This window comes from Nonomuraea sp. NPDC050451 (assembly GCF_044458585.1).
In genome coordinates, this window is the sequence record NZ_JBITHZ010000018.1 from 45522 (window position 1) to 61565 (window position 16044).

Consider the following 16044-nt stretch of genomic DNA (forward strand, 5'->3'; position numbering starts at 1 on the left):
AGTCGGGCGGGCAGAGCAGCTCTCAGCACCGAGCCCAACTGGCCACGTCGTTGACAACGAGAGCTTAGAAGCTCTGAATTTGCCGCGACAGAGCTCCAATCTTGGTGCACAATATGCCTAAGCGGAGGACTACTTCGATATTAGACTAGAGGATCAGTCATGGATCGCCAGGGTTTGCTTGCAGATGCGGGAAATATGGGAGTTATTCGCGAGCAGCTGTTAGCTCTGCATTCGAGCACAGGTGAGGTGATCCAGGCATCTGCAGCCAATATGTCGGCGTCAATAGGCCGACTGGTTAGGCTCGAGCTTGATGTACAGGTTTATGAGGAAATGATCTCTTCCAGACCTGAATCCTCTCTATTGAGGGACGCCCGCAAAGAGTTTGGTTATGCAACATACGCCGCATCGTCAGGGCTTTATCGTCTAGCCTATGATGGTGTTCGTCTATTTCTCGAACTAAGCTTCGCATCAGTATATTTCTCTGCCAACGAGCTCCAGAGAAGGAAGTGGTTGTCGGATCGGTATGACTTTTCGTGGTCCAAGGCCTTGAGTGCCGATGAAGGAATGCTATCTAAATCGTTTGTGCGAGAATTTAAAGAAGATGCTATAGAACAGGCGCACGTCTATTCAGATATGGCTGCTTCCTGCTTTCGTCACTGCTCTCAATTTGTTCACGGGAAGGCGTCAGTTACTAGTAGACTACCGCAAACTGTCGCATATGCAGAGCCTGTGCTCAGCGATTGGGCAGAGACGGCAAAGAAGGCCGCAACTGCGGTTCTTTACCTGCTTTACTGTCGTTATGCAGAAGAGCTGCTTCCGGGCGACGATAAAGGAGCGCTCCATTCGGTAATTGAGCATTCATTCAGTCACATCCCATCTGTTCGGACAACCATTGGACTTCCCGCTTAGAAGGTAGGTTTGCGCCGTGGCAGGCGATCTTTTCTTTCGCACGGAAGACATCAGGCAAGAGGACGTTCTATCTTATCTGGTAGAATCGGATACAGATAGGCAGCTTATTAACGCTCTGAAAGGTCGAGCGCCGATCATCCTCAAGGGGAGTCGGGGTGTTGGTAAGTCATTTCTCATGAGAGCCGCTCAAGCCGAATTGGTGGATTCGTTCGAAGAAAACCGAATCCTTCCGGTGTATATCACGTTCGCGCGAGCCAGCCTTGTCCGGGCCAATACTCCAGAGCGATTTCTGCTTTGGATGATGTCAAAGATTTGTAACACCATAGTTCGTGCGTCAACAGAATTCGGCCTTACCCTACCCTCCACGTCCGCCATAGTCGCCATCCAAGGAGAGAAGCCCGCCGGTGGCAAATCAGAGATGGAGCGAGTCGAGAAGGCGCTAGAAAACTCCTACCAAGGTTCTACAGGCTCGGCTCAGGTTGAGGATGTGCCTGACTCGGATACTCTCAGAGACGCAATCGAAGATCTGTGTCGGTATGCAAACCTCAAACGAATATGCCTATTTGTTGACGAGGCGGCGCATGTCTTCATGCCTGAGCAGCAGCGTCAGTTCTTCACGTTGATGCGGGACTTGAGAAGTCCTTTTGTGGCCGTCAAAGCGGCTGTATATCCAGGGGCAACGGCGTATGGTGACTCCTTTCAGCCTGTTCACGATGCGACTACCCTCAGCGTCGATCGTGTGATTTCGGAGCCAGAGTACGCTCTCAACATGCGGAAGCTTGTTTATAAGCAAGACGCGTCCCTTCGAGCGATCATTACCAAAAATGGAGAGCTGTTTGACGCGCTAGCCTATTGTGCAACCGGCAATCCACGTACCTTGCTCAAAACGATGGACCGTACGCCGAGCTTTAACCGCAGGAACGTACAAGATGTAATCAAGGAGTATTATCGAGAAGAGATCTGGGCAGAGCACTCAGCCCTATCTGAGAGATACCCTGGCCATCTGCCGCTAATTGACTGGGGGAGGCGTTTCATCGAAAACAGTGTCCTCCCTACTCTTCACGCGAGAAATAGGTCCGCTGCGGCGGGTACGAGTTCCTACGTGTGGGTGCATCGTGATGCGCCTCATGCGGTGCGGGAGGCACTTCGCCTGTTGTCTTATAGTGGCATCCTTCAAGAAGGGGTATCTGGCGTCAAAGGGACCCGTAGCGAGATAGGGACTCGATATATGGTCAATTTGGGTTGCCTCTCTTCGCTTGATGCGGATCCCATCTCATTTGGTGCAGAGATTCGCTCTAGTCTATCCATTAAACGGTTTGCCGAATATGGGGCCAATCACCCCGAATTCCGCGAACTCAAGTCCTTTTCGGTAGATGGGCTGACGGAAGGGAATCAAGCGCTCTATGCGCAACTCAAGGCGTCAATTAAGTATCTGGATCTAACTGACTTCCAGCAAAAAAGTCTTCGAAGCTTGGGCTTTGAGACGATCGGGGAGGTGCTCGCTGCTGACGAAGAGGACTTTATGCAGGCTTATTATGTTGGCCCGAAGAGGTCTCGGCAGATGCGAAACTCTGCAGAAGCGGCTGTTCTGGAGTATCTTTCCGGCTGAACAGCGTTCTCATGATATATATGCCGGCTGCCCTCATGTTGCGGGTGTGCGGGTTGCGTCGAAGTAGCTGATCAAAGTCCTGGAAGGTTTCGATCGATGTCTCGGTCCGGCGCGCCCGGAGAGAAGGTTTATTGAGGGCAGGCTGACCATTGTCACGGCTGCTTCGGGCTGTCGGTAATCGATAGCGGTCATTGAAGAATAGTGAGGCTTGGGAGCTTGAAGCAGCGTAGAAATTCTACGGAGCACGTACGGAAGGTCTCCAATCCGTATTGATTATCTAGGTCATTCGGACCTAACTCTATCGGGAAGCTCTGGCGATGACCCCAACCCAGCGTGCGGGACAGGTAAGCTTTCGTAAGCCGTTTTCCAAACTGGAGGACTCAGATAGATCAGTTGGCGATCTGGGCTCCCCCTGTGTTTCCGGGGGCTACGCGGACATGTTCACCGCCTCACAGAGCCGATCGGAAAAGGCGCGCTGAGTGCCCCACCATTGGTGGTCATGCCTCCAGACGACGGCGATCTTATGGGCGTCGAGGAGTCCGACACTGAGGCCGCCAACGGTTTCGTTGAAAACCGCGACAAGTTGAACAGCTTGATTGTTGTTGTGGTGTAGATATCGGTACGCGAGTAGCTGTCCCAGGGCTTCTCGAGCCGCGTCCATGCCTTTGCCGCCTCTAACAATCTTGATCTCGATGAGCCAAGTGATGTCGTCCCTGAGGGCGAGCATGTCTCGAGGATGCACGTTCGTCGCTGGGATGAAGCCACAGCGGTCCAAGTAGTGGCCGTATTGCTCGAGGAGCGTTTCGTGTGTCCGGCCCTTTTGGATCAACCCGCCATGGATGAACTGCTCGTAGTCGGCGTTGTTCTTCGGCTTAAACGCAGGTTGGAAGTCGACCTGTCGAGTGGGTGTTGTTGGCGCATTGGGCGTGATTGGCATCTCACGGCCGGCGGCGGACAAGTGGCGTTTGGCGTCTAGCGCGAGGTCGTACAGCGTGAGAAAATGGTCGAGATCGGATTTCATGACTTCGACGGAAGGTAGGCCGTCGGCCTTGTAGGTGTGAGCGAGGATATTGCCATACTGGTAGCGCTTCGGTCGTTGCGCGCTGTCTGGAAGCAGGATCGTCTCCTCTAGGCCCTCCCAGGCCTTAGCGGGTAGTGCATCTCGGATGTTCTTGGAGAAGGTCTCCATCTTGGCTCGGCCGGCGCGTGTGCCAAGCCGCTTCACAAGGCGTTCAGACCCTTGATTTAGGCTCAAAATAACGGTGCCGTACTCGATGACGAACAGGTAGACGACGTAGACGCCATTCTGGGCACTTGTGGTCTCCTTTTCGTTGAAGATCGCGATCCATGGGACGAAGGCGGTGCTGCCCTGGCCACCGCTGCCCTTGACGACATAGTCGGGACGAGAGTCCGGCAGCCATGCGGCCATCTTTCGATGGGCACCCCTCAGGAGTCTCTGGGCCTCGCTCTGCGTATCGAGTTCGGCGTCGTACGTTGAGGCAATCCGGGCGATCAGTTGACGAAGATCCACTACTGGCTCCTTCGACTGGATGTCTCCAGCGAAGATAGCAGCTCAAATGCGACATTTTGATCACCCGCAGTCGGCTACAGCGCGGGTCGCATTGGCACGGGCAGCCGGTGTGCCCCGTGACGGCCCGACATCCAAGATGACATGGCGATCGCGGAATCCACGCGCTATGGGCGCACTGGTGGCGCGATCGGGTCCCACTGGAGCTCGCAGTGTGACAGTTGTGGCTCGAACGGGCCCTGGAACCGGAATTTCTGCGTGAGCTGTGGGAATCACAGTGTGCCCGACTGGTGAATTTGTCTCTTGAACACGGCAGATACGCACGGTGCATAGTGGATTTTAAGGCGCCTTGGGTATGGGACTCGACCCCGCCGCGTCTAACCTCCAACTGTCTGGTTGGCTGCCCAACTCGGTACCCCCTCGCGAGGGTACAGCGCGGTGCGCGGCCAGACTCCTGCGGTTCTCACTGCCGGGGGAGAACCGCAGAAATGGGCGGGACTCGGTCATTCTTCGGTGTCCGCCAGCGAGAGGATCACGTCCGGCAACTCGCGCATGGCCCTGACCATTTGGGCAAGTTGCACCACCATCTCGTCAGCCCGTGTCCGGGTGAGCGGCCGCGCGATGCCTGCACCGCGGGCTCGCTCGCGGATCTCTTCGGCGACCTCCGGAACGCTGCGGATGCTCTCCCTGATGCTGTCCAGCAGAGCGCTTAATTCCCCTCGCAGGCGCTCCACCGCGGCGGAGTCGGTCTCTTCAGGAGCCGCCGCGATCTCCATCCGGACGCTGGACGGACGGCCCACACTCCGTACCGCTTTGGGAAAGGTTCGGTCGAACCAGGCCTGGCTCGCGGGGGTGCTCTCCGATTCCGGCCGTCCGTCCGGGTCTACGGGCTGAGGAGCCCGGCCTTCGTCCATAGCCGCAGCCAGCTCGCGAAGCAGGCCGACAGTCCGCGCGCGGTCGGCGCGCATCGCGGCGATCGCGTTGGTGACGCTGCGCCGGATCCGCCGCTCAGACTCGGCCGAGTCGTCATGTGGGTCGGCGGCATCCATACGCAGTTGCTGTGCCCCCATCGACCCTCGATCGGCGTCAATGATGTCGAATGCGGCCAGCCAGTGGGGCGCCCTGAGCACAACAAGCTCTTCGAATGCCTGGTGGTCGGTCTCAGCAGCGTTCAGCAGATCGGGAAGCGACCTTCCGGACAGCCTGACTCCGTCCTTGGCGGCCGAGGGCCGCAACACATCGGCTACCCGCGGGTTCCATGGGTTGGGATAACTGACCGAGGTGAGCGCCGACCACGCCCTTAGCCGCTGCCGCATATGGACCGCGCTGAGCTGGGACGGGGCAGGCTCGCTGAGCACCGACCTGATCTTCTCCCGGCGTTCCGCCTGTTCGATCGATGGGAAGAGTGCCTCGAGCAGCCGCATGGAACGAACATCGCGCTGGACGGAGATCGACGCATGGCCTGGCATGTCCGGCAGTGCAGTCACCGGCCGGTCGCCGATGAGCACTTCGGCCTCGATGTCACTGATCAGTCCACCGTCCGCGTAAGCAGCGATGACGGAACGGCCCACAGCCCGGGCCCTGTCGTTGGGACGGAAGTCTAGGGGCGGGTGCACGTGATCCCGCCGGTTGGTGCTCTGCACGATCTGGTAAAGCCTGCTGGGGGTGTCGCTTCCGATCACCAACTCGGCCTCGACAACTGCGACTTTGCGCGCCCGGTAAGCTATAGCCTCGCTGGACCCGGCGGCTTCGGCCTCGCGCAGCTCCCGATTCAGCCTGTCGGCTAGCCTGCTGATCCAGAATGACGGGTTGACCAGCACATTTGCGTTGTCCGGCAGGCCCAGTTTGGCTGCGGGGACGCCTGTGACCACCTCCGCCGAGGTGAGGCCAAGAAGCTCCTGCCGAGCTAATGTGCGGTTGTTGCCGCGGACCGCAGCCCACGTCCAGAATGAGGCCCGCTCGTCGTTGCCAGTTGGTGGCTCGCGCAGCACGTACTGCTGCGCTACCAAGAGGCACGGCTCCAGTTGACCATTGAGGGCGAGGTCTTCGGTAAGGTCGTACGGTCGACTTCCGGTGCTGACTTCCAGCTCGTTCCCGGCCCTCTCGATCACTGAGACGAGGTATTTGAGGGAGTCCACCTCGGCGCGAAGAGCGGCGTACGCCTGCTCGACTTCCTTGCTTGTTATGCCGGTCCAGGTCCGCAGTGCTGGCAGCGCCGGCAGATCATGGTCGCCCTGTGGGTCGGCAGCTGACCGCCAAGCTGAGGAATGCCGCTCGTTTCTCTCCCAGACGCTGCCAGCCGCGCCGTGGACCTGCAGCTGAAGGATCGTGATCGTGCCGGCGCTGGTGGTGACAGTCTTGATCAGCTCCGGTCGCAACCGCCAGGGGCTGGCGGTGGTGGAGTGCTGAAGCAGGTTCTTGGGCTGAGGCACGAACGGCGCGATCGCCTCGACTGCGCCTCGCGGCAGGTTAGCGGATGGGAGTGCGAGGACTGCGTCAACGAAGCGGCCCTGCCATTCGGCAGGCGGGGCGCTTGGGAACACAGACGTTCTCTTCTCCGACATGGGAGTCCCTTGGCGTTGGCGTCCGGCCCACGATGAGACGGTGGCAGGGCGCACCCGACCAGCGGCTGTTGCGACCGCTGGGAGTGGGCTCCGCCCGAAAGTTTGGGCCGGCGCCGTCGAGGAATCACGATCCGCTGCCGCGGCATGTGTCGTTCGACCGCCAACTGCCGGGACCCCACATGGCCGGTGTCCCGCATGGTCGTGAGCCATGGACGAGCACGTGGGCTGCGCACTCCGGATGAGCTCCGGCACAACGCTGTGGGCGCCGAGTTCAGTACAGGCGCGCTCGAGGAATGTCTAGCATGTTCCGGTCCCATATGTAGCGGAAATTCGGAGGGTGGATAGACCTGAGTGCCAGAGGCGCCGGCAGCCACTACGTCCGCTGTAAGGAGAGCGCAGGATGGTGAACCTAAGGCACGTGGATTGGTTACCTGAAACATGGTGGTGGGCGCTGTAGGCGCCTTTGATCGAGCCGCAGATGTCCCCGGGCTTTGAAGTTCATGGGTTCCGCGTCGGCAGCTGATGTAGACCTGACGACCGAGGCTGCTTCTACCCAATCCGCCCTAAAGCTCACAAATAGCGTATTTCTCGCTTCGGCATACTCGGGAACTAATGGTGCGAAAAGTACAGCCTGGCCTTCTTGGTGTATAGCTTCCCATAAAATCTTCTAATAGCACTTAATGGACATCTGGTTATAATGCAGATCTGTGGAAGATCAATTTGAGAATTGGCTGACGCTGCCTATTTCTTCCCGTTACTCTTTAGCTCTTATCGGCGTCCACCAAGCATGTGGCTGATCGGATAGGAGCTTGTCATTAGCATCGATGTCGATCCTCTGCGTTTGTCGAAGCCGCAGGACTCCAGCACGTACTTGGCCATGAAGACTGTCCAGGGCGGGCGCGCGGTCTACTCCATCCGCGTTCCGCTCCTCGACCTCCCTACCATCCTCCCCGTCCCCGATCCGAACAACGTCGACAAGGACAACCGGAAGGTCGACCGCCTTCACGCGAAGCAGTTTGGCGAGTATCTCGACAGCAAGCAGGACTGGGTCGCCCCGGCGCTTCTGGCTCGTGACAGTGGTGGATGCTTCTTCGAGAAGGTCGACGAGCAGGGCGCTGTAGGCTATCTCACCGTCCCGTGGGCGCTCGGTGGTATCGGTTCCCTGCGCACCATCGATGGCCAGCACCGCGTGCTCGGCGTCTCCATTGAGAAGCAGCGCATCACGGACGCCATCGCTGCCGTAGACCGTGAGATGGCGCGCAGGGTGAGCCCCGAAAAGGAGGCCAAGCTCAAGGCTGAACGCGAGAAGCTCATCGGTCAGATGAACCGACTGAAGGCCGAGCACGTCGGACTCGACATCTACGTGGAGCTGGACCCCATCAAGGCGCAGCAGATGTTCGTCGACGTCGCCGACAACGCCAAGGGCATCAGCAGCGCCGTCCGTGCCCGCTTCGACAGCTACAAGGTCGCCAACCGCACTCTGTCTGACGTCATCGACCATCCGCTCCTTAAGGGCCGGGTGGACGCCGAGCAAGACCGCATGACTGCCAAGAACCCCAACCTGATGGGCGCCAAGCACGTGGCCGACATCACCCGCGCCGTCATCGCTGGCGCAGGCGGCCGCATCAGCAAGAAGGCAGAGCAGACTCTGACTGACGGGGAAGTGATCGAGCAGGTCAAGGACTTTCTGGATGTCATCTCCAACGCGTTTGCCGATCTCTCTGCCGTCACCGAGGAGGATCTCGAACAGGAACGTAAGGCCGACGAACTCACCATGGCTCAGCAGCTGCGCCGCACCTCACTGCTCGGTTCGGTGGGTATGCTGCGCGTCCTAGGTGGTGTGTTCCGCGAACTTCGGGCGGGCGACAATCCGGCGGAACTCGACGACATCACAGAGTTCTTCAAGCGCCTCGACCCGCACATGGCCGCACCGGTCGCAGAGACCAGCATCTGGCGCACCACCGAGGCGAGCGTCGACTTCGAGCCGAACGCCGCAGCACCCATCATGCGGACACAGAACATCGTCCATCTGGTGCGGACTATTACCAGCTGGTACAAAAAGGCGCCCACCACTCTGTAAATGATCGCAGGGCTATTGAGGGCGCCTCTCTTACCGGGAGTGGCGCCCTTTGTAGCGCCTCGGGGCGTCGCATACTTAACGACGTGATAGACGCGGTCAGTTGGTGTAGACGGTGCTGGTGCACTGCTCGGTCGCGGGCCGAATGGAAGATCGTCTGTCCGGATAGGACGGGGGCGTGCACACGCATGCTGCAGGGTCTCGGCGACCAGATCGGTATGCAGTGGTCGGCCGTTGCCCAGCCGACCACCCGACGCGAGGCGATGTCGCTGATGGTGGCCAGATATAGTCAACCCTCCTCAGCCGGCACGTACGCGATGAGCTCGTACCCGCGCTTGTCGAGCGCTTCCTGCTTCCGCCTCGGGAGCACAAAGTTACGGCCGATCGGGTCCGCCATCATGAGGCCGCCATCGCTCCCGACCTGCTCGACGCCGACAGCGGTCCCCTGCAGATTCTGGCCGATGCCGCCTACGCCAGTGCCGCATTCCGCGCCGCCCTGACCGCAGCCGGACACCAGCTGCTGATCAAATCACCCGCCCTCAAGCCCGCCGTGGCCGACGGGTTCACCCTGGACGGCTTCGTCATCGACAGCAGTGCCGGCACGGTGACCATGCCCCGTCGCCCATACCGTCGTCCTAGCCTCGCCCTCGGGCGCCACCGTCACCGGACTATGCCGACTGCCCTCTGCAGGATCGCTGCACCACTGCCAAGGCCGGCAGTGTCGTCACCATCCGACCGCACCATGATCTGCAGGCCGCAGCCCGCCACCAGGCCGCCACCGACCCGGCCTGGCACGCCGACTACCGGCACTGGCGGCCCATGGTCGAAAGCGCCATGGCCTGGCTGGTCGCCCGAGGCAACCGCAGCCTACCTACCGCGGTACCCACGCCAACGACCGCTGGCTCCACCACCGCGCCGCCGCACTCAACCTTCGTTGCCCAATCAACCACTGGAACTCACCAACACCAAAGTCGCTGGGCTCTCGTCCCGATCACTCCAAAGCCTGATCGACCAGCCACTGGCAGGCGATCGCGGCGTTTGGGGGATTTATCTGCTCCGTGAAGCGGGTGTGGAGACGGTCGTGACGCAATGGACTACGTTAGCCCTGACATCGGCGGAAGTCATGGAGAGGGGATCTCCGGGTGAGCGACTTGGGCGAGCGCGTCAAGAACCGTCTGATCATGCTTGAGGGGCATTTCGCGCATCCGGTCCGGATCGAGCATGTGGAGCTGATCGGCTCGGATGTGTACCTGGTTCGAGTCCGCCACGCCGATGGCGTACCGGATGAGACGCAGGCGCTGGGGAGCGAGCTGGAGGAGGCGCTGGCCCGCTCAGCGCCCTCGACGGCATTGGTCGATCCGCAGGACTTGTTCTTGTGGGCGGAGGCGCAGCGCATCGGGCTGGCATTCGCCCACGATCCGTTGTTCGCGGTCTCCATGAGTGGGGTGCGGGGTCTTCCTCATCAGATCGAGGCGGTCTACCGGCATATGCTGCCCCAGCCCCGGCTGCGGTTTGTACTGGCTGATGATCCCGGAGCAGGCAAGACGATCATGGCTGGCCTGCTGCTGAAGGAGCTGCAGCTACGCAGCGCGGTGGAACGGGTGCTGATATTGGCGCCGGCGCCTTTGACCACCCAGTGGCAGGACGAGATGCTTGACAAGTTCGACGAGCAGTTTGAGATCGTGTCGGGGGAGCAGGTCCGCCATCAGCTCGGACGCAGCCCGTGGCAGCGGTTCCCTTTGGTGATCAGCAGCATCGACTTTGCTAAGCGGGACGATGTCCGCGACGACCTGCTGCGGGCGCGGTGGGACCTGGTGATTGTGGATGAAGCGCATAAGGCGTCGGCCTACACCAAACGCGGCAAGGACGAGCGTGTAGTGAAGACCAAGCGTTATTCCTTGATCGAGGGTGTCTCTCGACAAGCTGATCGAGTCCTGCTGCTCACCGCCACTCCGCATTCGGGGGATGTAGACCGGTTCACACATTTCCTGGGTTTACTTGACCCGGACCAGTTCGCATCGCCTGATCTGGTGAAGAAACAGATCTCTAGCCCAGACAACCCGTACTTCCTCCGGCGTCAGAAAGAGGATCTGATTGATGAGCGCAACGCCCCGTTGTTCGTTGAACGGCATGTCCGCACGCAGCCCTTCCAGCTGTCGAATGCCGAGTTCGGCCTCTACCGTGAGATCACCGACTATGTAAATACCTATCTGGGAGCGACCGGCGGAACGCGAGGCAACGCGGTAGCGCTTGCCCGCACGGTGCTGCAACGGCGCCTGGCCTCCAGCCTGGGTGCGATCCGTTCGTCGCTGGATAAGCGAGCCAACCGGCTGGCCATGCTGGCTGACGAGCTGAATGGGCTGAGCCCGACAGAACGTAGCCTCCGCCTAGCGATGCTCGGCCGAATGCCGGCGGACTCGGACTTCATCGACGACGGGGAGACTACTGACGACGACATCGATGAGCGGGCTGATGAGATCCTTGCCACCGAAGTGAGTGGCGCGTACCAGATCTCGCAGCTGCGCGCTGAGGTGGCCGAGCTGCGCAGGCTCGTCGCTAGCGCCGACCAGGTCCGGACGCTGGGTGAAGAACGCAAGCTGGTGGCGTTGAAGGATTGCCTAAAGCAGGCGGAGTTCGACGAATTGCGGGATGGCCGCGGCAAACTGCTGGTCTTTACCGAACACCGCGACACCCTGGAATACCTGGCCGCAGAACTGACCCGGTGCGGATATTCGGTGTGCACGATTCACGGCGGGCACGCTCCTGCGGAGCGCAAGCGTATCCAGCAAGAGTTCCGGCAAGACAAGCAGATCTGCATCGCCACTGAAGCCGCGGGCGAGGGCATTAACCTCCAATTCTGCCACCTGATGATTAACTACGACCTGCCATGGAATCCGGTGCGACTGGAGCAGCGGATGGGGCGGGTTCACCGGATCGGACAGAGCGCCGACTGCTGGATCTTCAACTTCTGTGCCACCAACACGGTGGAAGGCGAGCTGCTGGCGCGGTTGCATGCTCGGCTTGAGGCCATGCGCGCGGATCTGGGAGGCCGGGTGTATGACGTGCTGGGAGAGCTTCTCACCATCAACGGCGTGGACTTCGAGCGGCTGGTCAAGGAGACCCTGGCCAACCCCACCCGAGCGAACCGGGACGCGGCGATCGCCGCGATCAACCGGCTGGACGCCAGTAAGCTCGCACAGTACGAGCGAGACACCGGGATCGCCTTGGCCAAGAAGTACGTTGACATCGAATGGGTGCGCGGTCAGAACTTCATATCAGATGAACGTCGGCTGATGCCCGAGTACGTTGAGGCGTTCTTCCTGCGCGCCGCGGCCCGCCAGAAGCTACGGGTCGAGGGCCGCGCCGACCATCTGCTGCGGATCGAGCATGTGCCCGCCAGCCTGAGGACCGAGTCTCTTCGTGCGGTTGGCCGATACGGCCGGCCCGAACAGGAATATCGCAAGCTGACATTCCGCAAGTCTGATCGCGATCGCGCCGAGCACGAGGACGCAGCGCTGTGTTCTCCAGGGCATCCGCTGTTCGCGACGTTGGTCGAATCACTCGAGCGGGATTTGGCCGCAGCTGGAATACCGCAGGGTACAGCGGCATATGTCGACCCACGTGCGGCCGCGCGCTATTTCGCACACCTGTTCAGCTATGAGGTCGTCGGCGAAGACCTGCACGGTAGGCCTGAGCTGGTGTTCGCTGAAGTGGTGGCCGTGATCGAGGACGAGGACGGGCTACGGCGCGGACCCGCCGATGTGTTGCACATGCTGACGCCAGCACCTTCCTCAGCGGTGCACAAGGCTGATATGGCAGCATCCTCACCGGGGCGAATCAAGTCCGCGGCCGACTGGCTGCGCGTGCAGGTCCAACTAACGCGCACTACGGCCGAGCGAGCCAGTCGGCTGGAGCAGGCCAAACTCCGTTCGGCCTACCTATCTGAGGCGATGAACGCGCAGAAGCACGGCTTGCAGCGGCGCTGGGACATATACGACGGGAAGGTCGCTGCAGGGGATGAGTCCTACCGATTGTTGCGTGGTAACGCTGAGCGGGACCTGAAAGAACTCGAGCACCGGCGGGCGGCCAAGCTGGAGTCGCTGAGCCGACTCGGGGTTGTGCGGGCAGGCAAGGTCACCCACTTGGGCAGCGCCCTAGTGCTGCCGCCGCGGCGGCCTAATGACCCCGACATCGACGTGCTGCGTACCAGCAACAAGGAGGTTGAGCAGGCGGCTGTGGATGTTGCGATGGCGTTCGAGCGCGAACAGGGCTGGGATCCGGTGTATGTCGGGGCTGCCATGGACGGCAGCGGCTTTGACATCCGCTCCACCCGAACGCTGTCTGATGGGACCACCCAAGTCCGGCGGATCGAGGTCAAGGGCCGAGACAGCGCCACTGGAGACGTGGGCTTGTACCGCACTGAGTGGTACGCCGCCCAGCGATGGGCCGCTGGGTTTTGGTTGTACGTCGTCTACAGTGCCACGACGGCCCCTGTGCTGCTGCGTGTGCAGGACCCGTTCCACACGCTGCCGAACGTGACCGAGATCCGACAAGTGACCGGGTACCGCGTCCCAGGCCCGAGCATCCGGGCGTACGCGGTCGACGACGCACAGCAAGAGCAGCGAGAGGACTAGCGTGCAGGGACACGACAAGCGGCTGATCGAGGATGTCATCCCCATCGACGTGATCAGCCGTACCAGCGCCAGCGAGAAGGTCGGCGGCCGACTCGGGCACCCGGCATCCCTCCACCTGTGGTGGGCGCGCCGCCCGCTGGCCGCCTCCCGCGCTGCGGTCTATGCCGCCCTAGTCCCAGCTGCAGGCCGCACTCGCACCCCGCAGGAGGAGTCAGCGTTCTTCGAGGGCCTGTGCACCTGGGGCAAGGAAGACCACACAATCCGCAGCGCCCGAGACGAACTCATCGCAGCCAACGGCGGCACAAGCCCTGCGGTCGTTGACCTGTTCTCCGGGGGCGGCGCCATCCCGTTGGAGGCGCTGCGGCTGGGCTGCCGTGTCACCGCCAACGAGTTGAACCCGGTCGCGCATCTTATCGAACGAACGCTGCTGGAGTTCCCTCAAGTTCACCTCGGTCTGGCAGATGACGTGCGGCACTGGGGCGGCAAGTGGGTCGAGGCGGCTTGGAGGGAGCTTGCCGACCTGTACCCCTCAGTCGATGAGTTGGCTGGCCAGCAGAGGATCTTCCCCTCCGTTGACGGCGAATCCAAGGGCACACTTCCGCTGGCCTATCTGTGGACCCGCACCGTGCGTTGCCCCAACCCCGCGATGCCCGAGCACGAAGCCCACCTGGTCCGGCAGACCTGGCTGGGCCGCAAGAAGGGACGCTATGTCGCCTTGCGGCCTGTCGCCGATCGCGAAGCTCTCACGGTGACCTACCAGGTGGTGTCCGCAACGACAGAGAGCGCCCTAGGGTTTGATCCGGCTGAGGGCTCGCGGGGAGGCCAGGTTGGCTGTCGGATCTGCGGCGCCACGGTGACCGGCGACTACGTCAAGAGTGAGGCGCGTGCCGGGCGGATGGGTGTCGCGCCGCTGGCCGCCATTGTGACCACTCCTGGCCAACGCGGGCGCCGCTATCTGGAGGTCGGCCAGTACGAGCTGCCTGATGAGACCGGGATCCGCAAGCGGCTTGTTGAGGTGCCTATTAAGGCGCTGGATGAGCCGCTGCCCGCAACGATGCGCATCACCGGCGGCACATGCATGGTGTACGGGTTTTCCCGTTACCGGGACTTGTTTACCTCCCGCCAGCTCTTGGCCCTGAGCACTCTGTCTGCTGGGATCCGCACTGTTCACGACCAAGCCGTCGCTCAGGGCATGGAGCCCATGCGGGCCGCAGCGATGGCGACCGCCCTCGCGATGGCGCTCAACCGTGTTGCCGACCGCTGCTCCAGCCTGTGCCGGCTCGATACCAAGAATGAGGGTGGTACCAACACCTTTGCTCGCCAGGCGCTGCCCATGGTGTGGGACTTCTACGAGGCCAACCCGTTCGGTGGCGCCTCCGGCGATGTACGCAAATACCTTAAGGAAACCGCAGACCTCATCGAGCAGCTGTCCGCGCTGCCAGCATCCGTGACCTGCGTGCGTGGCTCGGCGACCTCCCTCCCGTTGCCGGACAACTCCCAGGACGCAGTCATCACCGACCCGCCCTACTACGACAACATTTCCTACGCCGACCTGTCGGACTTTTTCTACGTATGGCTCAAGCGGTCAGTTGGGTTCTTGTACCCGACCGATCTCGGCGGCGAACTCACACCCAAACGCCGCGAGGCGGTCGTGGCCGCCTACCGGCATGCTGGCGACAAGGACGCCGCCCGCCGACACTATGAAGACCTTATGCGTCGGTCCTTCACCGAAGCCCACCGCGTCCTGAAGCCAGGTGCGCCGCTGGTGTGCGTGTACGCCCACAAGACCACCTCCGGTTGGTCCAGCCTCGTGGAAGCATTGCGCGGCGCAGGCTTCACCATCACCGAGGCTTGGCCCCTGGACACCGAGATGCGCGAGCGGGCCGTGGGCCGCGGCACCGCCAGTCTCGCCTCTTCGATCTTCCTCGTCGCCCGCAAACGACCCACTGACGCTGGCGTGGGCAGTGAGGCCGACATCATGGTTGAACTCGGCGAGATCATCACTGAGCGTCTCAAGCGCCTGGAGGAACTCGGCATCACCGGCTCCGACCTCGTTATTGCCACCGTCGGCGCCGGACTGCGCGCCCTGACCCACTATGAGCGGGTCGAACAGGACAACGGAGAGCCGCTTCCGGCTGAGACGTTCCTGGAGATGGTCCAAAGCCGCGTCCTGGACGCTATTTTCGGCTCCCTGTCGGCCGCCGACCCGGCCACTCGCTACTACGTGGCTGCCCAATACTCCTACGGCTACGGCACCGTCCCCTTCGACGAGGCCAATAACCTCGCACGGATGACTGGCGCCGACCTAGATGGGCCCGGTGGGCTGACCAGCGGCAGTAACCCCTTGGTCGCCAAAGAGAAATCCAACATCCTGCTGCGCGACTTCGAAGAACGAGGCCACGATGCGCGGCTCGGCAAACCCGAGACCGATGCCAGCGGCTCATTGCCGCTGTATCACGTCGATTCCACAACCCCTCCTCCCCTCATCGATGTCGCCCACGCTTTGTTGTGGCAAGCCGAATACCGACCCGCCGACGTTCGCCCCTACCTCATGTCCGTCAATACCGATATCGTCACGCTTCGTCAGGTCATTCAGGCTCTAGCGGGACGCGCACTACGCTCGGCCTCCCAGCCGACTAAGAGCAGGGAGGCCAGCGCGGCCGAACGGCTGCTCGTCTCGTGGAGGACGATCGTCGGTGAACGCGGATTGCTCTGATCCGTCA

The 16044-nt window shown here is 61.3% G+C and carries 9 protein-coding genes; 6 read left to right on the forward strand and 3 right to left on the reverse strand.

Translation table 11 applies throughout. The features are described 5' to 3' along the window. Positions 1–159: 159 nt before the first annotated feature. A complete protein-coding gene (locus ACIBI9_RS40045; protein WP_397230336.1) occupies positions 160–909 on the forward strand; it encodes a hypothetical protein in 750 nt (249 codons plus the stop codon). Positions 910–925: 16 nt separating this feature from the next. Then, on the forward strand, positions 926–2518 hold the full coding sequence (locus tag ACIBI9_RS40050) for a hypothetical protein (protein ID WP_397230338.1): 1593 nt from the start codon (positions 926–928) through the stop codon (positions 2516–2518). Positions 2519–2945: 427 nt separating this feature from the next. Here ACIBI9_RS40050 and ACIBI9_RS40055 read toward each other — a convergent pair whose 3' ends face one another. Both ACIBI9_RS40055 and ACIBI9_RS40060 read right to left on the reverse strand, forming a co-directional pair. Then, complete coding sequence (locus tag ACIBI9_RS40055; protein ID WP_397230341.1) at positions 2946–4049, reverse strand: MrcB family domain-containing protein; 1104 nt, start codon at positions 4047–4049, stop codon at positions 2946–2948. Positions 4050–4549: 500 nt separating this feature from the next. Further along, the gene (locus ACIBI9_RS40060; protein WP_397230343.1) at positions 4550–6610 is read right to left on the reverse strand and encodes a hypothetical protein; all 2061 of its coding nucleotides are present in this window, start codon (positions 6608–6610) and stop codon (positions 4550–4552) included. A gap of 877 nt (positions 6611–7487) precedes the next feature. On the opposite strand from ACIBI9_RS40060, the gene ACIBI9_RS40065 reads away from it, so the two are divergent. Continuing rightward, positions 7488–8690 carry a DNA sulfur modification protein DndB gene (locus ACIBI9_RS40065; RefSeq protein WP_397230345.1) on the forward strand — a complete coding sequence of 401 codons (1203 nt, stop codon included), beginning with the start codon at positions 7488–7490 and terminating at the stop codon, positions 8688–8690. A gap of 286 nt (positions 8691–8976) precedes the next feature. On the opposite strand, the gene ACIBI9_RS40070 is transcribed toward ACIBI9_RS40065, so the two are convergent. After that, complete coding sequence (locus ACIBI9_RS40070; protein ID WP_397230347.1) at positions 8977–9201, reverse strand: hypothetical protein; 225 nt, start codon at positions 9199–9201, stop codon at positions 8977–8979. 170 nt (positions 9202–9371) lie between these two features. On the opposite strand from ACIBI9_RS40070, the gene ACIBI9_RS40075 reads away from it, so the two are divergent. The 3 genes from ACIBI9_RS40075 to ACIBI9_RS40085 all read left to right on the forward strand — a co-directional run bounded on the left by ACIBI9_RS40075 (position 9372) and on the right by ACIBI9_RS40085 (position 16037). Continuing rightward, a complete protein-coding gene (locus ACIBI9_RS40075) occupies positions 9372–9749 on the forward strand; it encodes a transposase (protein ID WP_397230631.1) in 378 nt (125 codons plus the stop codon). Positions 9750–9829: 80 nt separating this feature from the next. Beyond that, on the forward strand, positions 9830–13321 hold the full coding sequence (locus ACIBI9_RS40080; RefSeq protein ID WP_397230349.1) for a helicase-related protein: 3492 nt from the start codon (positions 9830–9832) through the stop codon (positions 13319–13321). 1 nt (position 13322) lies between these two features. After that, complete coding sequence (locus ACIBI9_RS40085) at positions 13323–16037, forward strand: DUF1156 domain-containing protein (RefSeq protein WP_397230351.1); 2715 nt, start codon at positions 13323–13325, stop codon at positions 16035–16037. Positions 16038–16044: the final 7 nt, after the last annotated feature.

Excerpts from the sequence above, each read along its gene's own strand:
- ACIBI9_RS40065 (WP_397230345.1), top strand. The coding sequence starts at position 7,488 with ATGAAGACTGTCCAGGGCGGGCGCGCGGTCTACTCCATCCGCGTTCCG.
- ACIBI9_RS40060 (WP_397230343.1), bottom strand. The coding sequence starts at position 6,610 with ATGTCGGAGAAGAGAACGTCTGTGTTCCCAAGCGCCCCGCCTGCCGAA.
- ACIBI9_RS40045 (WP_397230336.1), top strand. The coding sequence starts at position 160 with ATGGATCGCCAGGGTTTGCTTGCAGATGCGGGAAATATGGGAGTTATT.